Genomic DNA, 25,679 nt, shown 5'->3' on the forward strand with positions numbered 1-25,679 from the left:
CTTTAGACAGCAATCTCAAGCTTACTGCCTATAGCTTAAAGCTTATTGCCTAATCAGCTTTACAATCTCCGCAACAATGTCTTTTGTCGCTTTTGGCATTGCCAGTTTTTTAATATTATCACTCAATTGTTTTTGTTTTCCTTCATCTTTCAGCAGCGCTTCAAAAACAATGCTAAACTCGCTTTCCAACTGAGATTCTTTCAACAAAATTGCTCCTTTTTCATCTACAATTGCCTCCGCATTTTTAGTCTGGTGATCCTCAGCTACATTAGGAGACGGAATAAAAATTACCGGTTTCCCAACAATACATAATTCTGAAACTGACGAAGCTCCTGCTCGTGAAATTATGACATCTGCAGCTGCATAAACAAAATCCATTCTTTCTATAAAATCAACCACTTTTACATTTGGTTGATTGTATTTTTTATACTCTTCAAAATATAACTTACCACATTGCCAGATTATCTGAACATCCTGCGAAAGGAAATTTTGCAATTCTTTTTCAATTAACTGATTGATTCTTCTCGCCCCCAAACTTCCTCCTAAAATCAACAATGTTTTCTTATTCGGGTCTAAGCCGTAAAAAGCAACAGCTTCATCACGCTTGCTGGCAATATCAATTAAATCCTGACGAACCGGATTACCCGTTAAAACAATTTTATCTTTAGGAAAAAAACGTTCTAAATTCTGATAAGCAACGCATATTGCATTTGCTTTTTTACTTAGCAATTTATTCGTAATTCCCGGGAAAGAATTCTGTTCCTGAATAACGGTTGGAATTCCTGCTCCTCCAGCCGCCTGCAACAATGGGCCGCTGGCAAAACCACCTGTTCCTATTACAACATTTGGTTTGAACTTTTTAATAATTCTTCTTGACTCTAATAAACTTGATGCTAATTTTAAAGGAAACATCAAATTTTGCAAAGTCAGTTTTCTTTGTAAACCGGCAATCCAAAGCCCTTTTATTTCATAACCTGCCTGAGGCACTTTTTGCATTTCCATTTTATCCTGAGCTCCCACAAAAAGAAATTCCGCATCAGGAAATTGTAATTTTAATTCGTTTGCAATCGCAATTGCAGGATAAATATGTCCTCCTGTTCCTCCTCCGCTTAGTATGAATTTATACTTTGTCATATTTTTAATAGTTATTGTTTAAACTATTTTATCCTTTAATTATTTATTTAAAACTGCATTCATTGGATTTCTTGAATTGTCTTCTATTGAATACATTTCTTCTTCCTCGTATATTTTTTCATCAGCAGGTAAATCTTCTTCTGCTAATTCTTTATCGATTAATCGCTGAAGTGCTTCTTTCCTTCTCTCTTTCTCTTCCTTTTCTTCAGCAATTTCTTCTTCTTTTTTGGTAACACTAATGATGATTCCGAGTCCTAGACAAGTCATCCAAATCGAACTTCCCCCACTACTTATCAAAGGAAGCGTTTGTCCTGTTACCGGTAATAATTCAACCGCAACCGCCATATTGATCATCGCCTGAAATATCATCGGAAACCCGAGCCCGACGACGACTAATTTTCCAAATAATGTATTTGCTTTGTGTGAGGCTATAACAAATCGAAATAACAGCAATAAGTATAAAACCAAAATCGCTACTCCTCCCACAAGACCATACTCTTCAACAATAATGGCGTAAATAAAATCGGAAGAAGATTGTGGTAAAAAGTTTTTCTGAACACTTTTCCCTGGTCCTAAACCTCCAAATTTTCCGGATGCTATTGCAATTTTTGCTTTTTCGATTTGATAATCATCTTCATCTGGTTTATCTGTGGTAAAGTTCATTATACGACTTTCCCATGTTGATACCCTGCTAAAGAATCGTGAATCTGGAAACGCTTTTGCAACTAAAAGGAAGAACGCCAACATTGCAATTCCTGATCCGATGATAAAACCAATATACTTTAATGGATATTTACCAATGAATGTTAACATTAACACCATAGAAAATATCAGTGCGGTAGTTGAAAAATTCGCTGGTAAAATAAGCACCAGTGTAATAAAAACTGGTAACCAAAGCTGAATTAACGAAACCTGAAAGGGTTCATTTTCTTCTTTAGTCTTAGATAAATAACGTGCAACAAAAATAAAAAGAACGATAGATGCCAATGTAGAAGTCTGAAACGTGATCCCAATAAATGGCACCTGAATCCAACGACTTGCATTTGCTCCAGCAATCACAGTTCCTTTCAACAAAGTATAAAGCAACAAGAACCACACTATTGGCAGTGCTATTTTTGAAATTGCTCTGAAATAGTGATATGGAACTCTGTGTACCCAATAAATGATTGAAAAACCAATACAAATATGTGCCAGATGTTTTACCAAATAACCCAGTGTATTCCCGGTTCCGTGACCTATGTATGCTAAATTACTACTCGCACTAAAAACAGGCATAAACGAAAACAGTGCTAATAAAGCCACGAATGACCATATTACTCTATCTCCTTTTAGTTTGTTTACTAGCTCCTTCATTGTTATTTTGTTTCTGGTTTTCTTTGTTTCAGGTTTCAAGTTCCCACATAACGTGAAACTTTAAACTTAAAACTATTCTTACAGGTTATGTACCGCTTGTTTGAATTGCTTTCCTCTGTCTTCGTAGTTTTCGAATAAATCGAAACTTGCACAAGCTGGAGATAACAAGACAGCATCACCTTTTTCTGTTAATCTTTGAGCAGTTTTCACTGCATCGTTCATGTTATTTACTTCAACCATGATATCCACAACATTACCGAAAGCTTCAATAATTTTACGGTTATCGATTCCTAAACAAATGATTGCTTTTACTTTTTCACGAACTAATGACATTAATTCATTGTAATCATTTCCTTTGTCAACACCACCAACAATCCAAACTGTAGGAACTGTCATGCTGTCTAAAGCGAAGAAAGTTGCATTTACATTTGTAGCTTTTGAATCGTTGATATATTGTACATTCTGAATTTTTAATACTTTCTCCAAACGGTGTTCAACACCTTGAAAATTAGATAAACTTTCGCGAATTGTTGCATTTCTAATTTGCATCAATTTTGCTACAGAGCTTGCTGCCATTGCGTTTTTCATGTTATGTTTTCCTTCTAACGCAATGTGTTCTGTTTCCATTGTAAACTCTTCTTGGTTGATCTTTATTTCCATTTTGTTGTTATTTATAGAAGCTCCTTGTTCAAAAATTTTAGTTAGTGAGAAAGGAATTAGTTTTGCTTTTGTTTTGTTTTTCTTTAACCATTCTGTGCTTGCCTCATCATCAGCATCGTAAATAAGATAATCACTTTCGGTTTGATTCATTGTAATTCGAAACTTCGAATCGATGTAATTCTCGTACTTATACTCGTACCGATCCAAATGATCCGGACTGATATTCGTTATTATCGCGATGTCCGGTTTATAATCTATAATTCCATCCAACTGAAAACTGCTCAATTCAAGAACGTATGCATCAAATTTATTCTCTGCAACCTGCCAGGCAAAACTCTTTCCTATATTCCCTCCCAAACCAACATTTAATCCAGCAGATTTAAGGAGATGATGAGTAAGCATTGTGGTTGTTGTTTTACCATTACTTCCGGTAATTCCGATAGTGAGTGCTTCTGTAAAAGGTTTTGCAAATTCTATTTCTGAAATTACTTTTATCCCTGCCGCAACAAGCTTCTTTACTATTGGTGACTTTTCCGGAATTCCCGGGCTTTTCATTACCACATCAGCATTAAGAATTAAATCCTCTGTATGCTGTTCTTCTTCCCACGCAATTTTATTAATGATAAGAACTTCTTTATAGCTTTCTTTTATCTTTCCAAAATCCGATACAAAAACTTCGTATCCCTTTTTCTTCCCAAGAATAGCAGTACCTACACCGCTTTCTCCTCCTCCTAAAACTACTAGCCTCATCTATCTTAGTTTTAAAGTAACGATTGATAATATGGCTAACATTATGGCAACAATCCAGAATCGGGTCACGATTTTACTTTCATGATATCCTTTTTTCTGATAATGATGATGAAGAGGTGACATGAGGAATATTCTTCGTCCTTCTCCGTATCGTTTTTTAGTAAATTTGAAATAACTAACCTGCAATACCACTGAAAAATTCTCTACCAAAAAGATTCCACATAATAAGGGAATCAATAATTCTTTTCGAACAGCAATTGCTAAAACTGCAATAATTCCTCCAATGGTTAAACTTCCTGTGTCTCCCATAAATACAGATGCAGGATAGGAGTTGTACCAAAGAAACCCAATTAATGCCCCCACAAAAGCAGATATAAAGACTGTCATTTCACCCGAATTGGGGATATACATTATATTTAAATAATTAGAGAAAATGATATTCCCAGAAACAAACGTAAATATTCCGAGTGCCAGAACTGACACCGCAGAAGTCCCGGCCGCGAGACCATCAATTCCGTCTGTTAAATTTGCCCCGTTTGAAACTGCTGTGATAATAAAAATTACAACCGGAATAAAGATCAACCAAGCCCATTTCTCATATCCTTCACCTGTCCATGCTAATATCTCAGCATAGTCAAACTCATTATTTTTTACAAAAGGAATCGTAGTTGCCGTAGATTTTTCTTCAATAGGAGCTGGTAAAACAACAGTTGTACTTTGCGATGCTTTAAAAACATCTGTTCTTCCAGTATCCGTTCTTACTGTCACTGCCGGGTTAAAATAAAGAACCGCTCCAACAATAATTCCCAAACCAACCTGACCAATAACTTTAAAAATTCCCTTAAGACCTGCTTTATCTTTTTTAAATATTTTAATATAATCATCAACAAAACCAATTGTTCCCATCCAAAGCGTGGTTACAATAAGCAATACGATGTAAATATTATGCAAACGAGCAAATAACAAAACTGGAACAAGGGTTGCAAAAATGATAATCAATCCTCCCATTGTCGGAGTTCCTGCTTTCTCATTTTGCCCTTGAAGACCTAACTCACGAACGGTCTCACCAACTTGCTGATTACGCAAAAAGTTGATAATACGCTTTCCGTAAATCGTAGACAAAAGCAATGAAAGCATCAATGCCAAAGCCGATCTAAAAGTGATGTACTGAAAAACTCCTGTTCCCGGTACATCTAATGTTTTGTCTAAATATTCAAATAAGTAGTACAGCATATTTTTCTATTTTTTAAATTCCAATTTCGAATTAAATCCCAACTTCAAATTGGGTTTTGGACTTTTTATTTTGTTATTTACTTAATTGATCTAAAATTTCTTTTACTGTTTCCATATCATCAAAATGATGACGAACACCATTTATCTCCTGATAGGTTTCATGACCTTTACCCGCAATTAGGATAATATCATTTGGCTGAGCCAATTGACAAGCTGTTTTTATAGCCTGTTTTCTGTCTGTAATTCTTAAGATCTTTTTGTAATTCTGACCTTCAACTCCTTGTTCCATCTCATCTAAAATCACTTCAGGATCTTCGTTTCTAGGATTATCAGAAGTTAAAATTGCTTTGTCACTAAGTTCTGAAGCAATTTTAGCCATAATTGGTCTTTTTGTCTTATCTCTGTTTCCTCCGCAACCCACAACGGTAATTAATTGTTCGTTTTTAGTACGGATATCATTAATCGTTTTTATCACATTATCCAGAGCATCCGGCGTATGCGCATAATCAACAATCGCAGTAATCTTAGAATCTGATACTATATACTGAAAACGACCCGAAACACTTTCTAAATCAGACAGTAAGCGAAGCGCCTCAAGACTATCCATCCCTAGCTCAATTGCAGTTCCGTAAATCGCCAAGACATTGTAAGCATTAAACGTTCCGATGAGTTTTACCCAAACTTCATTATCGTTTACTTTTAACAATAAACCTGATAATTGACTTTCTAAAATCTGAGCTCTGAAATCAGCATAAGATTTAAGTGCATAAGTAAATTTTCTCGCAACTGTATTTTGCAACATTACAGGTCCGTTTTTATCATCAATATTGGTTAATGCAAAAGCCGTTTTTGGCAATGAATCAAAAAATGATTTTTTCACATCTCTGTATTCTGCAAAAGTTGGATGATAATCTAAATGATCATGAGAAAGATTCGTAAAAATTCCGCCTACAAAATGCAAAGCTTCTGTACGTTTCTGATGAATTCCATGTGAACTTACTTCCATAAAACAATGCGTAACACCTGCTTCGATCATTTCATTTAAATAATGATTAATCGTGATAGAATCAGGAGTTGTATGAGTTGCTTTATACTCTGTTGCATTAACCATTATTTTTACAGTTGACAATAAACCAACTTTAAATCCGGCTTTTTGAAACAATTGAAATAACAGAGAAGCAATTGTTGTTTTACCGTTTGTTCCGGTAACACCTACCAATTTTAATTTTTCAGAAGGATCTCCAAAATAATTCGCAGCCATAAAAGCCAGAGCGGTATTGGTATCTTTAACCTGAATATAAGTAATTCCTTTTTCGATATTTTCTGGCAAAGTATCACATACGATTGCCACAGCACCTAACTCAATCGCTTTGCTGATATAATCATGACCATCTGAAAGTGTTCCGCGAATGGCTACAAAAAGATCATTTGCTTCAATTTTTCTTGAATCAAACTCAATTTTATGAACACCAATTTCTGTTGAACCTGTTACAGATTCAATGGCTACTTTGTATAATATGTCTTTTAGTATTTTCATGATAATTCTAATACTATAATTGCATTTTTATTAATATTTTGTCCTGGCTGAATGGATTGTTTTTTAACCTTTCCAACACCTATAACTTTTACTTTTAAGCTCAGATTTTCTAATAACGCAACCGCATCCATTCCTGGCATTCCTTTTAAATTAGGAACCTGACTTAATTTTTTATTGGCTTCAACCGTATACTTGTCATAACTGCTTTCTTGTTTTGCAATTTTAGAATCCAGTTGTTTTATTTTATTTGTTGATGGTGCATCTGTAAATATTTTTTGGGCAATTCTTTTAAAAACCGGGCCCGCAACATCTGCTCCGTAATAATTATTTTTGGCTGTATTTGGCTTATGAACCACTACAATACAAGAATATTTAGGATGATCTGCCGGAAAATATCCTACGAAAGACGATGCATAATACATTCCTTCTCTTCCTGCTTTATTATAATTAACCATCGCTGTCCCTGTTTTTCCTGCCATCGAAAAATCTTTTGAATACAACTTAGAAGCGGTTCCTTTTTTTACCACATTTCCTAAAACTGCTCTTACTTTTTTAAGTGTTTCAGGCGAACAAATCCTTGGGTTAATTACCTCTGTATCAAATTTTTTAATCGTTTTATTCCATTCTTTAATTTCTGAAACAAATTGCGGTCTTACCATTACACCATTATTTGCAACAGAATTGTAAAATGCTAACGTCTGCATCGGAGTAACTGAAACTGAATACCCAAAAGCCATCCACGGAAGTGAAATTCCAGACCAGATTTTATCACCAGGATGCGGAACGATTGGTCTTCCTTCTCCTTTAAAATGCAACCCTAAAGGCTTATCCAAACCAAAACTTCTGATATGATTTACAAATTTTGATGGATTACTTTTATAATTATCATAAACTGCCTGAACCATCACTGTATTTGACGAAAGCTCAAATCCACGCGCTAATGAAATCTTTCCATAACCACCATGATGTGAATCACGTACAGATCTTCCATAATATTTGACAACACCATTGTGACTGTCATAAACTGTACTGGTATCAGCTACTTTATCTTCTAAAATAGCCATTAAATCAACCAGCTTAAAAGTCGATCCCGGCTCGTGAGACTCTGCTACTGCATAGTTTACAGTTTCTGTATACGATCCGTCTTCACCTCTTCCTAAATTAGAAATTGCCTTTATATAACCCGTTTCCGTTTCCATTACAACTACGCAACCATGATCTGCTTCGTAATCCTCAAGTTGTTTCAATAAAGCATGATGCGCAATATCCTGAATAAAAACATCAACAGTTGAAACTACATCATAACCGTCAATCGGATCTACTTCGTTTACATCACGAATTGGTTTCCATTGTCCTTTTGCAATTTTTTGTTTCAGAATTTTTCCGTCTTTTCCATTCAAATAGCTTTTAAAAGCCCACTCGATTCCTTTTCCAACTTCTATTCCTGTTGCCGGATCAATACGGTCGTAACCAATTGTTCTTTCAGCAATTTTTCCGATAGGATGTTTTCTAACTGTTTCCTGTTCGATAATAATTCCGCCTTTAAAAGCACCTAAGTTGAATAATGGAAAACCTTTAATTTTTACATATTCAGTATAACTTAAGTTTCTGGCGATTAAATAATACCTGTTTTTATTTGCTCTTGCTTTTCTTAATTCCTGCTCGTAATAACTTCCTGATTTCCCTAAAACTGTTACTAATGAATCAGACAAGGCTTTTACATGTTTCTCGAAAGTTTCTGTTTTTGGTGCTTTGGCATCAAATCTAATCTCATAATTAGGAATTGAAGTTGCCAATAAACTTCCGTCAGCAGAATATATATTTCCTTTATTTGCCGGAATTACAAAATTTCTAACGGTACGTTGTTTTGCCAGTTTTCTGTAATAATCTCCATCAACCCATTGAATATTGGTTAATTTAACAACAATAGCAATTGCCATCAAAAAGATGAAAACTGCTACGAGGTAAATTCTGTAGGATATATGTTTATCGTCTACTGCCATATTCTTTTAAAGAAACTTTTTTCTTCTTCTTTTTTAACTTCTATTTTTATTGGAGGAACCGTTGATGGAAAAATTTGCTTTTCAAGCATTTTATCCGATATCGTTGATTCCATTTTTAACTTCATCAATTCTGAACGTCGATCTACAAATTCTGACCTCAATTCTTTTACTTCATTATTCAGTTTTGCAATTTCAAAAACCTTTTGTTCGTATCGCTGCGTATTTGCGATCATCAAAATGGCCAGCAGAATTATAAAAACAATGAATCTCCAGTTTTTTACCGCATCATCATTGATTAGAAATCTAGCTTTTAATATTCCAAATACTCCACCCTTCATTTTCTACCTATATATATTATATCTTCTCCGCTATTCTTAGTTTTGCACTTCTTGCTCTATTGTTGATTTTGATTTCAGCATCATCAGGAACAATCAATTTTCCGATAGTTTTAAACGGAACTGAAAAGTTTCCATAAAAATCACGTTCCGGTTCTCCTTCAAACATTCCGTTTTTAATAAATCTCTTTACCAATCTGTCTTCTAGAGAATGATACGAGATTACCGAAAATCTTCCGCCCGGATTTAAAATTTCCAAAGACTGCTCAATAAACTCTTTTAGAACATCCATTTCCTGATTTACTTCGATACGTATCGCCTGATAAATCTGAGCCAGTATTTTATTTTTAACCCTTTCTGGTAAATACTTCGCCAAAACTTCTTTTAGTTCATCGGTCGTTTTGATTGGGTAACCGCTTCTTGCTTCTACAATTGTTCTTGCCAAAGCTGGTGCATTCTTCAACTCCCCATAATCAAAAAAAACACGACGTAAATCCTGTTCTTCATATTCGTTAACCACCCGATAAGCATTTAAATCATTTTTCTGACTCATCCGCATATCCAGCCCGGCGTCAAATCTTGTGGAGAAACCTCTCTCCGGAACATCAAACTGATGTGATGAAACTCCCAAATCGGCTAAAATTCCATCAACACTTTTAACACCATGAAAACGAAGAAATCTTTTTATAAATCTAAAGTTCTCATTAATTAAGGTAAACCTTTCGTCTGGCAATGCATTTGCAAGTGCATCTTCGTCCTGATCAAAAGCAAATAATCTTCCGTTTGGCCCTAATCTTTTTAAAATCTCTTTTGAATGACCACCGCCTCCAAACGTAACATCTACATACACTCCATCAGGTTTAATATTTAAACCATCTACTGTTGGATGAAGCAAAACCGGATTATGATATTCCATTGTCGTCGTCATTAATATTTCCCATTACTTCTTCGGCTAAATCTGCAAAATCCATATCTTCGCCGCTTATTGATTTTTCGTATAAATCCTTATCCCAAATCTCCACAATATTAACCGCAGATGAAAAAACAACATCTTTAGAAATACCTGAAAAGGTCACCAAATCTTTTGGCACCAACAATCTTCCTAATGCATCAATCTCTACCACTTTAACGCCGGCAGTAAATCTGCGAATAAAATCATTGTTCTTTTTTACAAAACGATTCAACTTGTTAATTTTCGCCATCATCAAATTCCATTCTTCCATTGGATACAATTCTAAACATTGTTGAAAAACAGAGCGCTTCAAGACAAAACCGTCCTGAAGAGAAGCTGATAGCTGCTTTTTTAGGGGTGCAGGCAACATTAGCCTCCCCTTAGCATCAACTTTACACTCATATGTTCCCACAATTGTATTCAAGAAAAATAGCTTAACATGTTATACAGCAAAAATATAAAAAAAAATACCACATATTACCACTATATACCACTTTGTTAATAAGTTTAACCACTTTACTACCACTTTGCTTAACAAATACACAATCAATACTTTACACATAAATCAGCCGAAAAATAAATTCCTTTAACAATTCTAAAAATTACATAGGCTTTCTCTTAAAAAAATAGTTATAATGTAAAAATTTTAACATTTACAAAAATCACCAAAAACGCCCCTAAAAGCTGATTTTTAAATACTTATAAATTCTACTCAAATTATGTAGTTAAAAAACGACAGCAAAAATTCATTTTTGTTTATTAAACCCTATATTTGTCGAAATTGAAATTGGCATTAAACTAGATGGACAAAAACTACAAAAAAGAAGGCAAATACAGCTATTATGAAGCTGGAGAAGGAACTCCTATCGTTATTTTACACGGTTTAATGGGAGGTCTTAGTAACTTTGATGGTGTAGCGCAATATTTCCCAACGAAAGGATACAAAGTTGTTATCCCGGATTTGCCAATATACACACAAAGCATTTTAAAAACGAATGTAAAAAGCTTTGCTAAATACGTAAAAGATTTCATCGCCTTTAAAGGTTTTGATAAAGTTATTCTATTAGGAAATTCATTAGGAGGACATATCGCATTGTATCATACAAAATTGTATCCGGAAAAAGTAGCAGGACTTGTAATAACAGGAAGTTCAGGACTTTACGAAAGCGCAATGGGTGACAGTTATCCAAGGAGAGGTGATTATGAATACATCAAAAAGAAAGCTGAAGATGTATTTTATGACCCAAAAATTGCAACTCCGGATCTTATTGACGAAGTATATGCAACAGCTAATGACCGCATAAAATTAATTAAAACTTTAACGATTGCCAAAAGCGCCATTCGTCATAATATGGCCAAAGATTTACCAAAAATGCCAGTTGAAACCTGCATTATTTGGGGTAAAAATGATTCTGTAACACCTCCAAATGTTGCTGAAGAATTTGATAAATTATTGCCTAATTCAACTTTATATTGGATAGACAAATGTGGACACGCTGCTATGATGGAACATCCTCAGGAATTTAATGAGATTCTTGAAAAATGGCTTACCGAGAAAAAATTATAGCAATCTAACTTTCGAATTTAAGGAGGTTTTAAAAACAAAAAGCATGAAAATTAATACCGCCGAATTTATTATCAGTAATTCTGATGCATCAAAATGCCCGGCCGAATTTTTGCCGGAATACGCTTTTATAGGCAGATCAAATGTTGGTAAATCATCTTTGATCAATATGATTACCAATCATAAAAATTTAGCAAAAACATCTGGAAGACCAGGAAAAACACAATTGATAAATCACTTTAAAATCAACAGCAACTGGTTTTTAGTCGATTTGCCTGGTTATGGTTATGCTAAAGTTTCTAAGAAAACAAAATCGGTTTTCCAGCAATTTATTACAGATTATTTTGAAAACAGAGAGCAACTGGTTTGCGCTTTTGTTTTAATTGATATTCGACATGAAGCCCAAAAAATTGACATTGAATTTATGTCCTATATGGGAGAAAGCGAAATTCCGTTTTGCATTATTTTTACAAAAGCTGATAAAATCAGTAAAGTAAAAATCGATTCGCATATTGCAGCTTACAAAAAACAGATGTATGCAAACAATTGGGCCGAAATGCCTCATTATTTTGTAACCTCATCTACAGAGTCAATTGGAAAAGAAGAACTGTTAACTTATATAGACGAAGTAAATCAGGAAGTTTTTAAAAACAATTCAGGATTTTAATAAAATTCCAATTTTTTGAAATTCTAAATTCCAAAAAAATAAAAATCCCAAATTCTAAGTTTTATAATTAGAATTTGGGATTTTGTTTTAGTATTATTTTGGATTCGTAATTTTTAATCTATTTTTGAATGAATTAACTGATTCTTTATGAAGAAAACAAAATTACTTGCTACACTTTTACTTCTTTCGATTTTCTTATCATGTAGTACACCTTCTTTTCTCTTCTTAACACCTCAGAAAACTGGAGTAGATTTTACTTCAGGAAAGTGGCTATTAAACGAGATAGATGCTCCTAAAAACTCCAAAGATCAATTGACCACCGAATCAATGGAATTCTTTAGAAAAAACCTTGAGGATCGCATATCCTACATTCATGATGTAAATGGGCTTCTTGTTCCCAGAAAAATCCCTTTGAATCCAAATAAAACAAAATTAAAAGAACTTAAAGAAGGAACAGGATTTGACTTCTTTATTAATATTTCTACAAAAAAGAACAGAAGCGACTTCTCCTCAATTGAATTATACCAGAATGATTGGGAAACAGGAAAAAACGAAGCTTCAGTAATTGTTGAAATTTACGATTTAAACCTGCAACAAATAATTTATACTCAAAATGTAGTGGGCGTTTCGAGAAAAGAAGCTACAGAATCAGTGTGGGGGACCCAAAAATCAGATAAACTTATCGACAATATTGCATTTTACAGAAACGCCAACCAATTAATGACAAAAGCTTTAAAAAAAATATTCAAAGATTTAGATAAAAGATCCACGAAATAAAAAAAACAAACCCCAACAAAAGAATCTCAAATCCGAACTTTATAAAATTGAAATTTGGGATTTTTTCATTGAAGTTTTCTCTTCGTTGTTCTTCTAAAATTTAAAGCTTTCCATTCCCTATAAATCAAAAACTGATACAGAATATAAAATAGAGAATTAAAAAACCACAAATCAAGTACAAATGGCTCAGTAAACAATACTGAATCAGTATTTCCGGATAAAAATATACCTGCACTACTTGTTACGTAAATAATTAATCCATTGCAGAAATAGAAGTAATTATGTTTATTACTTTTTAAATTTGACATAATAAGATATAAAGCATAAAACAGCAACGGAATTGACGTTATTGTTACTTCAATCAAATTAAATTCCCAATAAAGTGAAGGTTGGTTATAATATTGACATCCTAAAAAAAGCAACACCGAAACAAACACGATTAGTATAATTTTCTTTAAAATTTTATTTGAAAAACTCTTATAGAAAAACACGTTCAGCGTTACAAATTGAAAAATAAAATAGTAATGCGAAAGGAAAAAATTAGAATTAGGATAAAGGAAACCGATAATATTACATAGTAATTCTACACAAAACAAAAGAACCAAATAGGCAGTAACGATACGATACAGCGCATCTTTGTTTTTGCAGGTAACAGAAAATCGTATCGCATTAGCAAGTAGAAAAAACAATCCGACAAGGCTTACAATAAATGGAAACAGCATATTATCTGGTTTACCTAGACAATGTACAAAATAAAAACAAAAAATCCCAAACTCCATTAGTGATTGGAATTTGGGATTTTATTTATTTGAAATTTAATTATTTCGTAAGCTCCAGTTTCTCTGCAAAATAATCACAGAAGTCTTTCATTGTATCTGACATTTTTTCATCGTCTGTAGCACGTTTAAAAGTATCAGCCATTGCCACTAAAGTCTGATGAAAGAAAATCTTCATTTCGTCTACCGGCATATCTTTCGTCCAAAGATCAATACGCATTGTTTCTTTAACCTTACTGTCCCAAATAGACAACATAATAGCTTTTGCTTCTGCAGCCTGAACACCGCCGTCCTGAGCGCTCCATGTTAGTTTTTCCGGAACACGATTTTCATCTAGTTCTATATTGAATTTAATTTCTGAGTTTATAGTATCTGACATTATTTCTTAGGTTTATATTTTGAATTTTCGAATATCTCTTTTGCATTAATTTTTAATAATTCCGGCAAAGTAACATTATTATTTTTCATGTAAGAACGTACAATTTGCCAACCAATCCAGGCTCCAACACGCCCTGGAGAATCGTTATCTATTTCTAAGTAAAATTTAGAAAAAGGAGCCGGCGCAATAAATCGGGTCGTAAGTTTTGGATCTGCACTGTAAAGCATTTCTTTTTCTAAAAAATAACGCCACATATAGGCTTCATTTTCTTCACACCATTTTATTTGTTCCGGCAAATAGCCAATTTTTTCAGCATCTGTGTATTCAGGTAAAAGCAAATCTTTTGCATACAATTGTTTTCCTTCAAAAATCATTTGAGAAACCAAATTCTTATCCGCATAAGCCGGAATATTTCTGTAAGCAAAACTCGAAACTACATCTGGCATAATTTGTTTTTCCTCAAAGTTTTGTTTGATATAATTTGGAAACTCATAAAATTTATGCTCTTTTCCCAAATACAATTCTAACGCAACAATAACCAGACTATCGGCATAAATTGCCTTGGCATTATAATCCATCTCACCAATTACCGTAATCACTTTTGGAGTTTTAGTTTTAGGGAAATAATATTTTACATGCTGAAAAAGCGAATTAAATTGTTCACGAACAGGTTCAAAATCCGAATACTTTTTTTGCACTTCAGTATATACTTCACGCCAAATTGGTTCTTGCATTTTCTTCAACCAGACAGCATCATCATTTCCTGCCGGAAAAAAGAAAGGATATTGCATTTTTATCTTAGCCAGATCTTGCGGTTTTGATTCAAAAAACACTTTATCGAAACGTTCTACTTTAATATCAACCGGAATTTCTTCAACTTCTTTTTCGACCTTACTTTTTTGATCACAAGACAAAAAAAACAAGCACAGAACCACTGCAAAGCGATATATTTTCATTTTATTTTAATTAGATTTGTGTTGCATAAATTTAAAAATTATACACTTAAAATTATTTGTGCAAATATACATCCCTGTATTTTAAAACTTGAACTATTATGGCTAAAAAAAGCACTATTCAAACAGAAAAAGTAAATAACCACATCGTTGAGTGGCTAAAAGATTACGCTAACAACGCAAAAGTAAATGGTTTTGTAATCGGAATTTCGGGCGGAGTTGACTCTGCAGTAACTTCAACATTATGTGCCCAGACTGGTTTACAGGTTTTGTGTGTAGAAATGCCAATTCATCAGGCCGCAACTCAGGTTTCAAGAGGAAGGGAACATATTGAGCAATTAAAAAAACGTTTCCCAAACGTTTCAAGTGTAGAAACGGATTTAACCGCCACTTTTGAAGCTTTTAAAAGCGCAGTGCCGGTAACGAAAGATGAAACAAAAGTTAATTTATCATTTGCTAATACTCGTGCCCGTTTACGCATGACTTCATTGTATTATTTAGCAGGAATTCATGGTTTATTAGTCGCAGGAACAGGCAATAAAGTAGAAGATTTTGGTGTAGGATTTTATACAAAATATGGTGATGGCGGGGTTGATTTGAGTCCAATTGCAGATTTAATGAAATCGGATGTATATGCTCTTGGGGAATATTTAACGATTCCTACATCAATTTTAACAGCAGCTCCAACTGACGGATTATTTGGTGATAACAGAACCGATGAAGACCAATTAGGAGCAAGTTATGACGAGTTAGAATGGGCAATGTTGGCAGCGGAGTCAGGAAAGACGGCAGGTGATTTTGACGGAAGAGAAAAATCTGTTTTTGAAATTTATAAACGATTAAACACCAGCAACAAGCATAAAATGCAATCGATTCCAGTTTGTTTGATACCAAAAACGTTAAAATAATTTTTTTTAACATTTGTGTGTAATTAATTACAGAATTTATTTATTAATTTTACAGCTCCAAAAACATGATAACAATTCTAAAAAGGTAAAATTATGATTAAAGTATGTCTTGCAGACAATCATCCTGTGACTCACTTTGGCGTTAAGTCTTATTTTAAAGACCACGATCAAATTTCAATTGTTGCCAACGTAGGCAATTTTTCAATGGTTAGAGATATTCTTCAAACGAAGGAAATCGATATTCTAATCTTAGATTTAGAACTAGAAGGTCTTTCAAGTATCTTCGAAGTAAAATCAATCCTGAAAAATTTCCCAAAAACAAAGATTGTAATTTTTAGTGACCTCGCTGAACAAATGTATGCTCCAAATGCAATTAAAGCAGGAGTTTCCGGGTACGTACACAAAACAGAAAAACTTGAAACTTTAGGTCTTTCTATTATTAAAGTACACGAAGGAAAAATTATCATCAACGAAACTGTACGCAAAAACATGGCCCTAATTGCGAAACAAAGCAAAAGCGAGCGTTTGTACAGAAAACTTTCTAATCGCGAGATTGAAGTTTTACGTTACTTAAGTGATGGTAAGAAAAACAATGAAATCTCTAAAATCTTAAATCTGAACGAAAAAACGATCAGTACTTACAAATTAAGATTATTGACAAAGTTGAACGTTACTAATTTAGTTGATTTAGTAAACAAAGCGAAAACTTTAGAAATTATTTAAATGGCACATTGATATCGCATTTGCAATATCAAACCCATAAAAAAAGCTCTATATTGAAAAATATAGAGCTTTTTGATTTATGAATGATAAGGAACTACAACACGCCCTAATTTTCTTGAAAAATTATTTAAAAGCTTAGAATAATCAATCACCATCGACAACACTTCAGAGTTATCATCCTGAGGATCCGTCATCAATGATTCCTTCAAATCGTGAATGATTTTTGAAATCAAATACCATCTCATCGAGAATATTGTATCTGAAACATTTTGCTCAACCGTTTCATTTTTATGCTTTGGAAAAATATTCTGCCCTTCCCAGTTATGAACAACCAATTTTTCGTCTTCCATTAAAATATTAGTCACTTCCTGCGCAAAATCAGGTTCTAAATGCATTAAATATTTATCTAAACTAAATGTTTCATTTTGATTATAAAAATCAATAAGTCCGGTAAAGATATTTTTAAACAATGTATTCGAAAGTTCTACCTCATCTTCCTGCAGACTCAAATAAACTTTCTCGTATACTTTATATTTTCTTTTTTCAGAAACCTCTTTTACATTTCCTTCTTCATCAGCTCTCAAAAACACATCTTCAAAATCTTCCAATACATTTCCATAAAGCAATAATATTTCAATAATCTTTCTTTCAAAACCATATAAAATATCTACTTTCTCTGCCTGTTGAACTGGATATCCCATATCTCCCGGATAGTCATACCCTTCTGGCGGACCCGTTCGTGGGTCTTCGGGATCTCCTCCAGAAAAATTAGTATTTTTTGGAGCCTGGTTTCTTACAACATCAAAAGGTTTATGTTCCTGTTTTTGCTTTTTATTAGCTTCAGCAATATCTTTTTGAATCAACTGTGCCAAAGTACTCACTAAAACCTGCTCTGAAATATCCATTATTCGGGCACATTCCTGAGTATACACTTCTCGCTGAATACGATCCGGTATTTTAGAAATACTCGTTACCATATCACGAATCAGATCGGCTTTTTTAATTGGATCGTTTTTAGCTTCTTTCATCAAAATTGAAGCCTTAAACTGTATGAAATCTTTACTATTACTTTCCAGATAAGCAACTAAATCATCATGAGAATTTTTTCGGGCGAAACTATCCGGATCTTCTCCGTCAGGAAAAGAACAAACTCTTACATTCATACCTTCTTCCAGAATCAAATCGATTCCTCGAATAGACGCTCGTAAACCAGCAGCATCACCATCAAAAAGTACCGTAATATTTCGGGTTAGACGATTAATTAAACGAATCTGATCTGGCGTTAAAGCCGTTCCGGATGAAGCTACAACATTCTCAATTCCCGCCTGACTAAACTGAATTACATCCGTATAACCTTCAACCAGATAACAGTTGTTTTGTTTGGCTATAGATTGTTTGGCATGATAAATTCCGTAAAGCACTTTACTTTTATGGTAAATATCACTTTCTGGCGAGTTCAGATATTTTGCCGCTTTTTTATCGTTAGTCAAAATACGTCCTCCAAAACCTAATACACGGCCCGACATACTTTGAATGGGGAACATTACTCGACCTTTAAAGCGGTCAAAAGGACGGTCTTCTCTGGCGATAGTCAAACCTGTACTTTCCAGAAATTCCAATTTATATCCTTTTCCTAATGCTTCTTTAGTCAAAGCATCCCAGGTTTCAGGAGAATATCCTAAATCGAATTTTTTAATTGTTTCATTGGTAAAGCCTCTTTCTTTAAAATACGAAAGTCCGATTGCTTTTCCTTCTTCAGAATTTATTAAAACATCCTGAAAATATTTCGCCGCAAATTCCGAAACCAAATACATACTTTCACGAACATCTGTCATGGCTTTTTCAGCATCAGTTTGCTCAGTTTCTTCGATTTCAATATTGTACTTTCTGGCTAAATATCGAATGGCTTCCGGATAAGTAAACTGCGAATGTTCCATTAGGAATTTTACAGAATTCCCTCCTTTTCCTGTACTGAAATCTTTCCAGATTCCTTTTGCAGGCGAAACCATGAATGACGGAGAACGTTCATCTGAGAACGGACTCAGACCTTTAAAGTTACTTCCGGCACGTTTTAAATTGACAAAATCGCCAATAACCTCCTCTACTCGAGCAGTTTCAAAAACGGTGTCAATTGTATTTTGTGAAATCAAAACGTAAATTTATTTTTAAAGTTGAGAGCTAGCAAAAATACGTAAATCTTGTTGTAATTTTTAGTATTTTAAATCAAAAAAAGCACCTCTCTCGAGATGCCCTTTTACTAACTAAACTTAATTTTATTTTTAATTGAAATCGAAGCGCAATCCTAAAGAAATATTATTTTGATCAATAGTATTTTTTTCAAATAAAGGCTGTAAATCATATTTCAAATACAAACTTGTTGCTTTGTAACCAACATACGTACTTAATCCATAATTAAAATCGTTTACATTGAAATTGCCCTTTGTTTTTTGCTTCACATCATTTCCAACCGCATCGTCAAAACATAAAATTTGCTTTGATTTCACTCTAAATCCGGCATAACCTCCTATACCAAATCTGGCACTTTTATGAGATTTGAAGTAATTAACACCATCTCGAACTTCTTTCTTAGTAAAATCAAATTCCAAATGCAATGGTACCATTACATATACATTTCTAAATCTGGATTCGTCCAGATGCACAGGACTTGTCACTAAATCGGTTTGAGCGCCATTTTTTTCAAAATAGCGATCATCTGTCGCTCGAAGATTATTATACATCAGTGACATTCCGTATTTAAAATGCAACAAATTATCTTCTTTTAAAATCCTAGTATTCCCAGTTATCCCCCACTCATAAAAGTGAGACTGCAAATATTTAAAATCCGAATTGGCGACTTGATTATCAGTCACTAAATTATTTACTCCGAAAGCAAAAACAAATTGAGTTGTAGTTCTTTTTGATTGACGTTTATCAACATCTTTTTGCCCATGGTACACTTTCATAGAAGTGAGGTTAACGATTGTCTTATCCTCATTATCACAATTATCACAATCGCCAATTATAAACTTTGTACCTTTACTTTTGTCTTTATTTTCTGTATCAATTTTTCCATCAACTCTATCTTGGACTAATTGATTTAATTTATTTTCTTCGATAGCAACATTTGTTTCAATATTAGCAGCGTGAACTTTAGCTTTATTTAATTTAAGTTCTTCTGCTTTTTCTTTAGAAATTATCCCTTTTGAAACTTGATTATCTAATGAATCTACTTCGACTTTTAACGCATTTTTTTCATCCTCTGTTATTTTTTTAATTTGATCAGCAATCGCTTTTGCTCTTACTTCAAATGGAATTTCTTTAGGTTCTAGTCCTTTATTTGAACCTGTTTCTGGAACAGTATTTTCAACTACTTCAAGCTTTAAATCTTTAAACCAAATTTTACCAGTCCCATCTAACAAAGCTCCATACGTAATTGATGTAGCATCCTTTGGCACAAATAAAACAATTTCATATTTTGTCCAATCTGTTGAGCCTTTTATTGGTCTGCTCTGCATATTATCAAAAGCGAGCACACGAGCAGAATAATAATCGACACGCATCCAAAGTCCAGCCCAGGAATTTACGTTTTCACTTTTTAAATAACCCGTCATTTTGACCATTTTATCCTGATACAAATTCGATTTTACGGATTTCCCAAGAGCACCAAAACCCTTTATTTTACTTTGAACTGATTTTATTGTAAAGATGTTTTGATCAGCAGATTCGGGATTTTTTTCAAAATTCATTTCATACTTTGCAGGTTCATGTTGCCAATAAACCCAGTCTAAAACTTTTTTGTAGCTACCATTCTCCTGTGCTGATAGCTTAGTTGCCATAGTAAACACCATTACTACTGTAATTAATATAATTTTTTGCATGATTTTCGTTTTTTGATTGATGATTGATGATTCTATATTTATTCTTCGTAATTTCTATTGGCTATTGCACTTTTTACAGCCTTCAAATTTTTATTAAATTTATCTAGCGCAGACTCTCTGTATGATTGATTTAATTCTGTTTCTGCATTTAACAACAAATCATTAGGATTTACTGAAACAGCCTTTCTTTTTTTCTCAATTGTTTCCAAAGTCTCTTTTGGTTCAAACTTACTACCACTAACTTCCGCTAATAATTCTTCTGCTGAAATGTATTTATTTTTAGTAGCTAATTGGTAATTCTTATTTTCAGAAGATTTAGCTATTACACTGTCCCCTTTTAAATTATTCTTATTTGAAATTTTCTCACTATTTTCAAGGTGTTTTGAAGGTGTTTTTTTACTCTCAATATCAGCAACAATTGAATAATCTCGCATTATTTTTTTTGGAGTATAACTATTTAGATTTATCATATCATCTTTGTTTACTCCTCGCTTATCTAAAGTATCTTTTTCCTTTTTTTCCTCTAAGACTATTGGTACATCCTTATTTATTTCTACAGTTTCAAAACGATTAAAATAAATTGTGCTAACCGATAAAAATCCAATAACGCTTGCTGCGATATAAAGCCATTTTTTGCTTTTCTTAGGTTTCTTTTCTTCAGCAACACTTAACATTGCGTCTAATCGATCCCAAGCTTTGTTGCTTGGTTCAATTTTACGCTCGTTTAGCTTTTCACGGAAATCCTTTTCAAAATTATTCGGTTCCATTATCTTGTTTTTTTAAAATAGTAATTTGTGTTTGCAGCATTTTTCTGGCGTGCGATAATTGCGATTTTGATGTTCCTTCATTAATTCCTAACATCTTTGCAATTTCATTATGTTTGTAACCTTCGATCGCATATAAATTGAAAACCATTTTATAACCATCCGGCAAAGCATCTATCAAATATTGAATCTGATCTACCGTAAACTGACTATCGATGGCATTAAAACTTTCTTCAACAAAAAATTCATCTTCAGTAAATTTTACTTTTTTCTGAACTCTTAAATAAGAAATGCATTCGTTAACCATAATTCGACGAATCCAGCCTTCAAAACTCCCTTTGTGTTCGAACTTACTTAAATTGGTAAAAACTTTCATGAAAGCCGTAATCATTACATCTTCTGCCAGCTGAATGTCTTTTATATATTGACGACATACACTTAACATTTTTGAAGAAAACTTACCATAAATCTGTTGCTGCGCCTGACGATTATTTTCGACAGCCAGCTTTATGATTTTGGTTTCTTCTTGATGTAACGGAATAATTTTCATTAATAAGCTTTCGGTTTTGGTTTTAGAAACAGACTTCTATTAGCATAGACGATTGTCGATTTAAAATGGTTGCATGAAGTATCGAAAATTTCAATAAAAAAATTCCAAATCACAAAAATGCGTAAAAAAACAACTGAATTAAAACCATTAAAATAATAATGACACACATTTTAAACGTAGAAAAAATACAATAAAAAAACCTTGCAATAAAACTATTACAAGGTTCTTTATACTTCATTTTTTTTTAAACAACAGCTAAGAGCGGGTTTTACCAACCGCCGCCTCCGCCGCCACCTCCACCACCGCCGGAACTACCGCCGCCAGAACTACCGGAACTCCAGCTACCGCTGCTTCCTGATGACGAACTTGATGAACGAGAAGTAGGATCTACTGCCGCATTATTTACAGAATTTCGCAAGTCTGATAAAAACAACGTTGGCTGTCTGTAAAAAGGATCGGTTCCGTGATACCATTCTGGGTTATATTTTGCGAGCTCTAAAATTTCTTCAAATTGTTTTCCCCACTTTATTTCAACTCCTAATGCAATTGCATAGGGTAATAATTTTTCAAACAATAAAGGAGTCAGTTCGGGTGGATTCAACATATTCATTCTATCTTTCTCTGCCGCTTCGAGATATAATTTAAATCCTTCCAATCGATTAAATACTTCAGCTCCTTTTTCTGTGAATTTCCCAAGATTTACTGCATAAATAATATAAATCACCACAATAAATGCAATAACTATTATTTGTGTTGCATTTAGAAAAGGAATACTCATAAAAAATAAACCAACAGCCATCGGATAAAGAAAGAAGGCCAAAATACCTCTCAAAATTAACCAACCCGTTCCTACTACTTTTCTTGTAAACCAATAGGTTAATCCTGAAAGAGCGCAAACAAATCCGGTGTAAAAAGGAAAATTAATATATCCCTCACTTTTTGATAACAGTTCAAATGCTAAACCTGCTATTACCAAAACAGCAAAACCAACCCATTTTAATCTGGTATTATTTAAATAAATTTCTTCTAATTTGATTTGACTTTCAACTGCTTCAATCCATTTAGAATATGCTTTTTCAAAAATTTTGTAATTAGTATCCTCAATTTTAATTTTCACTTTTTTTGAAAAACTGCTTATGATATCTGATTCTTCAAGACTTAATGATTTTGCCTGTTTATCCAGAACTTCAATTTCGTATTTTTTTGAGTTAACAAAAATACCGCTTTCTATCTCAGAACTAATTTTAATAGCTCCTTTGATTGCGCTGTTGATAACCGAGGACATATAAATTTTATCTTCCAGCTTTCTGTGGTAAACATAACCTACAAGTGCGGGTGACCAGTCAAAAGGTGGTAAAAACTCGGGAATTATTGTCTTTTTTACTGGATCTTTTCCATATTTCCTCCAGTTAAAAAAGAAGAAAAACATCATGCCTATCCCAAATATAGCAGACCACAGATTGGTTTTTATTTGCTTATAAAAAGAATTAGATTTTTGACCAAAAGTTGGTGGATCGACAATTCCTTTGGCAAATGAAGCTGCAACGGTAAGCCCTTCATTTTCTTTAAGATGAACTGCCGAAAAACTAACTACTGTTTTATTATCATTTAAGGAACTAATGCAATTAGAAGCCGTAGAACCTTCAGGACCGCTGTAACAATGTAGATTTTCAAATTTATTATTTTCGGATGGAAGATAAAATTGACACGATACTTTATCAATAGGAAAATCCCAACCATTTCCAGTCACATTCCAATAAAGCTCATCATAATAATCAAAATAGCCAATTTGAAAAGGAACATGATAACTGATTTGGTATTTATAAACTCCACTTTCTAGTTCAACATCCTTGTTACCAATATAAATTTTCCAAACATTTTGTTCTTCTTCTGTAAAATAATCTTCTGTTATTCCATCCTTTTTAATAGAATCAATGGTATATTTTACATCAATATTATTACCGTCTTTGTCTTTTCTATTTAATGGAAGAGTCCTTAAAAGACCATGTTTAAAAGCATTTCCTTCTGCTTTTATAGTAATATTTTCAAGAACCCGAATGTCACCGGATTTTTCAATTTGAATTTTGACATCAAAATCCAGGATTCTTTCCTGTGCCTGAAGCTGACAAAAGAAAAGTGTAAGTAAAACAAAAAATATTTTTTTTAGGAACATATCAAAACAAAGAATTAAAACTGAACTTTAGGTGTTTCTCGTTGAGCTTCATTCTCTAGTTCCAGAAAATTTCTCTTCGAAAAACCAAAAGAACCCGCAAACAAATTACCCGGAAAAGATTCCACAGATGTATTATAATCTCTTACAGTTCCGTTGTAATATCTTTTAGAACGTTCTATTTCAGTTTCGATCTCGCTCAATTCTGATTGCAGACCAAGAAAATTTGTATTAGCTTTTAAATCCGGATAATTTTCTGCCAAAGCAAAAATAGTCCCAACCGCATTCCCTAATTTTTTATCGAGTAGCAATTTTTCATCTGCATTATTGGCATTTAAAGCCTGATTACGAAGATTTACAATGTTTGAAAGTGTTTCTTTTTCGTGATTTAAATAGCCTTTTACCGTTTCTACAAGATTCGGAATTAAATCAAATCGCTTTTTTAAGATTACATCTATACCGCTCAAAGCTTCTTCAAGGAAGTTTCTTTTTGCAACAAAACCATTGTAAAGTACTATTAAATAAATAGCTAAGAGAACAACCAATGCAAGTACTACTATTAAAATAACCATATTTTTATTATTAAATTCAGTTCTAAATTAATAATAATTAACTGTTATTTGATAATAAGATTATTTTTTTCTTTCAATAACGTAATTCACCATCAAAGTCAAAGCATCCTTATATTCTGAATCTTCAAAGTTTTGAAGTAACGAAAGTGCTTCTTGCTGGAATTCGACCATTTTGTTTTCGGCGTAAACCAAACCATTATTATTCTTTACAAAAGCAATAACTTCTTTTACGCGTTTTTTGTCTTTATTGTGGTTTTTAATGGAGTTTATCAGCCACTTTTTTTCTTGCGGAGTACAAGTATTTAAAACATGAATTAAAGGCAAAGTCATTTTTTGCTCCTTAATATCTATTCCTGTTGGTTTTCCTATGGCTTCTTCGCTATAATCAAATAAATCATCTTTAATCTGAAAAGCCATTCCGATTAATTCACCAAATTTACGCATGTTTTCGACCTGAGCATCATCTTCGATTACGGCTTTTGCTCCAAGCGCGCAACATGCAGCAATAAGTGTTGCTGTTTTCTTTCTGATGATTTCGTAATAAACATCTTCGGTAATATCAAGTCTTCGCGCTTTTTCGATCTGAAGCAATTCGCCTTCGCTCATTTCACGAACAGCAACCGAAATAATTCGCAGTAAATCAAAATCGCCATTATCGATTGACAAAAGCAATCCCTTTGAAAGTAAATAATCTCCAACTAAAACTGCAATTTTGTTTTTCCAAAGCGCATTAATAGAGAAAAATCCGCGGCGACGATTACTGTCGTCTACAACATCATCATGAACTAAAGTTGCGGTGTGAATTAATTCGATCACTGAAGCCCCACGATATGTTCTTTCATTTACGATACCTCCAGACACCATTTTTGCCGTTAAAAAAACAAACATCGGACGCATTTGTTTTCCTTTTCGGTTTACAATATAATAGGTGATTCTGTTCAGCAAAGCAACCTTTGAGGTCATCGATTCGTGGAACTTTTTTTCAAAAAGTTCCATTTCGTTAAAAATGGGCTGTTTTATTTGAGAAGTAATATTCATTTC

The 25,679-nt window shown here is 33.3% G+C and carries 23 protein-coding genes; 5 read left to right on the top strand and 18 right to left on the bottom strand.

What is annotated here, in order from left to right:
* Positions 1–42: 42 nt before the first annotated feature.
* The 9 genes from murG to KHA98_RS00955 all read right to left on the bottom strand — a co-directional run bounded on the left by murG (position 43) and on the right by KHA98_RS00955 (position 10,381).
* Positions 43–1,134 carry an undecaprenyldiphospho-muramoylpentapeptide beta-N-acetylglucosaminyltransferase gene (murG, locus tag KHA98_RS00915; RefSeq protein ID WP_213254439.1) on the bottom strand — a complete coding sequence of 364 codons (1,092 nt, stop codon included), beginning with the start codon at positions 1,132–1,134 and terminating at the stop codon, positions 43–45.
* A 39-nt stretch (positions 1,135–1,173) separates the two neighbouring features.
* On the bottom strand, positions 1,174–2,487 hold the full coding sequence (locus KHA98_RS00920) for an FtsW/RodA/SpoVE family cell cycle protein (RefSeq protein WP_213254441.1): 1,314 nt from the start codon (positions 2,485–2,487) through the stop codon (positions 1,174–1,176).
* 78 nt (positions 2,488–2,565) lie between these two features.
* Positions 2,566–3,897, bottom strand: coding sequence for a UDP-N-acetylmuramoyl-L-alanine--D-glutamate ligase (gene murD, locus KHA98_RS00925; protein ID WP_213254443.1), 1,332 nt, complete (start codon positions 3,895–3,897; stop codon positions 2,566–2,568).
* Complete coding sequence (gene mraY, locus KHA98_RS00930) at positions 3,898–5,130, bottom strand: phospho-N-acetylmuramoyl-pentapeptide-transferase (protein WP_213254445.1); 1,233 nt, start codon at positions 5,128–5,130, stop codon at positions 3,898–3,900. It lies immediately after the preceding gene.
* 73 nt (positions 5,131–5,203) lie between these two features.
* Positions 5,204–6,667: a UDP-N-acetylmuramoyl-L-alanyl-D-glutamate--2,6-diaminopimelate ligase gene (locus tag KHA98_RS00935; RefSeq protein WP_213254447.1), complete on the bottom strand. Its 1,464-nt coding sequence runs from the start codon at positions 6,665–6,667 to the stop codon at positions 5,204–5,206.
* Positions 6,664–8,670 (bottom strand): penicillin-binding protein, encoded by a 2,007-nt coding sequence (locus KHA98_RS00940; RefSeq protein WP_213254449.1) that lies wholly within the window; start codon positions 8,668–8,670, stop codon positions 6,664–6,666. The genes KHA98_RS00935 and KHA98_RS00940 overlap by 4 nt, the downstream gene beginning before the upstream one ends.
* On the bottom strand, positions 8,661–9,008 hold the full coding sequence (locus KHA98_RS00945; RefSeq protein ID WP_213254451.1) for an FtsL-like putative cell division protein: 348 nt from the start codon (positions 9,006–9,008) through the stop codon (positions 8,661–8,663). Before KHA98_RS00945 ends, KHA98_RS00940 begins: the two co-directional genes overlap by 10 nt.
* Before the next feature lie 16 nt (positions 9,009–9,024).
* Positions 9,025–9,933 (bottom strand): 16S rRNA (cytosine(1402)-N(4))-methyltransferase RsmH, encoded by a 909-nt coding sequence (rsmH, locus tag KHA98_RS00950; RefSeq protein WP_213254453.1) that lies wholly within the window; start codon positions 9,931–9,933, stop codon positions 9,025–9,027.
* Positions 9,908–10,381, bottom strand: a complete 474-nt coding sequence (locus KHA98_RS00955) for a division/cell wall cluster transcriptional repressor MraZ (protein ID WP_213254455.1) — start codon at positions 10,379–10,381, stop codon at positions 9,908–9,910. Before KHA98_RS00955 ends, rsmH begins: the two co-directional genes overlap by 26 nt.
* A 378-nt stretch (positions 10,382–10,759) precedes the next feature.
* Between KHA98_RS00955 and KHA98_RS00960 the strand changes: the two genes are divergently transcribed.
* From KHA98_RS00960 to KHA98_RS00970, 3 genes are all read left to right on the top strand, one after another.
* On the top strand, positions 10,760–11,524 hold the full coding sequence (locus tag KHA98_RS00960; protein ID WP_213254457.1) for an alpha/beta fold hydrolase: 765 nt from the start codon (positions 10,760–10,762) through the stop codon (positions 11,522–11,524).
* 43 nt (positions 11,525–11,567) lie between these two features.
* Positions 11,568–12,188: a ribosome biogenesis GTP-binding protein YihA/YsxC gene (yihA, locus tag KHA98_RS00965; protein ID WP_213254459.1), complete on the top strand. Its 621-nt coding sequence runs from the start codon at positions 11,568–11,570 to the stop codon at positions 12,186–12,188.
* A gap of 147 nt (positions 12,189–12,335) precedes the next feature.
* Complete coding sequence (locus KHA98_RS00970) at positions 12,336–12,965, top strand: hypothetical protein (protein ID WP_213254461.1); 630 nt, start codon at positions 12,336–12,338, stop codon at positions 12,963–12,965.
* An 819-nt stretch (positions 12,966–13,784) separates the two neighbouring features.
* Here the strand turns inward: KHA98_RS00970 and gldC are convergent.
* Together gldC and gldB are read right to left on the bottom strand one after the other, a co-directional pair.
* Positions 13,785–14,120, bottom strand: coding sequence for a gliding motility protein GldC (gldC, locus tag KHA98_RS00975; protein ID WP_213254463.1), 336 nt, complete (start codon positions 14,118–14,120; stop codon positions 13,785–13,787).
* On the bottom strand, positions 14,120–15,076 hold the full coding sequence (gene gldB / locus KHA98_RS00980; RefSeq protein ID WP_213254465.1) for a gliding motility lipoprotein GldB: 957 nt from the start codon (positions 15,074–15,076) through the stop codon (positions 14,120–14,122). The genes gldC and gldB overlap by 1 nt, the downstream gene beginning before the upstream one ends.
* A gap of 98 nt (positions 15,077–15,174) precedes the next feature.
* Here gldB and nadE point away from each other — a divergent pair, with 98 nt between their 5' ends.
* Entirely contained in the window at positions 15,175–15,981 is an 807-nt protein-coding gene (nadE, locus tag KHA98_RS00985) for an NAD(+) synthase (protein ID WP_213254467.1), read from the top strand.
* Positions 15,982–16,074: 93 nt separating this feature from the next.
* Positions 16,075–16,704 (top strand): response regulator transcription factor, encoded by a 630-nt coding sequence (locus KHA98_RS00990; RefSeq protein ID WP_026730588.1) that lies wholly within the window; start codon positions 16,075–16,077, stop codon positions 16,702–16,704.
* A gap of 77 nt (positions 16,705–16,781) precedes the next feature.
* Here the strand turns inward: KHA98_RS00990 and dnaG are convergent, their stop codons facing one another.
* From dnaG to KHA98_RS01025, 7 genes are all read right to left on the bottom strand, one after another.
* The gene (gene dnaG, locus KHA98_RS00995; RefSeq protein WP_213254469.1) at positions 16,782–18,854 is read right to left on the bottom strand and encodes a DNA primase; all 2,073 of its coding nucleotides are present in this window, start codon (positions 18,852–18,854) and stop codon (positions 16,782–16,784) included.
* 129 nt (positions 18,855–18,983) lie between these two features.
* Positions 18,984–20,582: a porin family protein gene (locus KHA98_RS01000; protein WP_213254470.1), complete on the bottom strand. Its 1,599-nt coding sequence runs from the start codon at positions 20,580–20,582 to the stop codon at positions 18,984–18,986.
* Between the two features lie 38 nt (positions 20,583–20,620).
* Positions 20,621–21,349, bottom strand: a complete 729-nt coding sequence (locus tag KHA98_RS01005; RefSeq protein ID WP_213254471.1) for a hypothetical protein — start codon at positions 21,347–21,349, stop codon at positions 20,621–20,623.
* A complete protein-coding gene (locus KHA98_RS01010; protein ID WP_213254472.1) occupies positions 21,336–21,896 on the bottom strand; it encodes an RNA polymerase sigma factor in 561 nt (186 codons plus the stop codon). The genes KHA98_RS01005 and KHA98_RS01010 overlap by 14 nt, the downstream gene beginning before the upstream one ends.
* A 268-nt stretch (positions 21,897–22,164) precedes the next feature.
* Positions 22,165–24,069, bottom strand: a complete 1,905-nt coding sequence (locus KHA98_RS01015; protein ID WP_213254473.1) for a DUF2207 domain-containing protein — start codon at positions 24,067–24,069, stop codon at positions 22,165–22,167.
* A 14-nt stretch (positions 24,070–24,083) separates the two neighbouring features.
* On the bottom strand, positions 24,084–24,638 hold the full coding sequence (locus tag KHA98_RS01020; RefSeq protein ID WP_213254474.1) for a LemA family protein: 555 nt from the start codon (positions 24,636–24,638) through the stop codon (positions 24,084–24,086).
* A gap of 60 nt (positions 24,639–24,698) precedes the next feature.
* On the bottom strand, positions 24,699–25,676 hold the full coding sequence (locus KHA98_RS01025) for a polyprenyl synthetase family protein (RefSeq protein ID WP_213254475.1): 978 nt from the start codon (positions 25,674–25,676) through the stop codon (positions 24,699–24,701).
* Between the last annotated feature and the right edge of the window lie 3 nt (positions 25,677–25,679).

The organism is Flavobacterium branchiicola, from assembly GCF_018383905.1.
In the GTDB taxonomy this organism is placed as follows: Bacteria; Bacteroidota; Bacteroidia; order Flavobacteriales; family Flavobacteriaceae; genus Flavobacterium; species Flavobacterium branchiicola.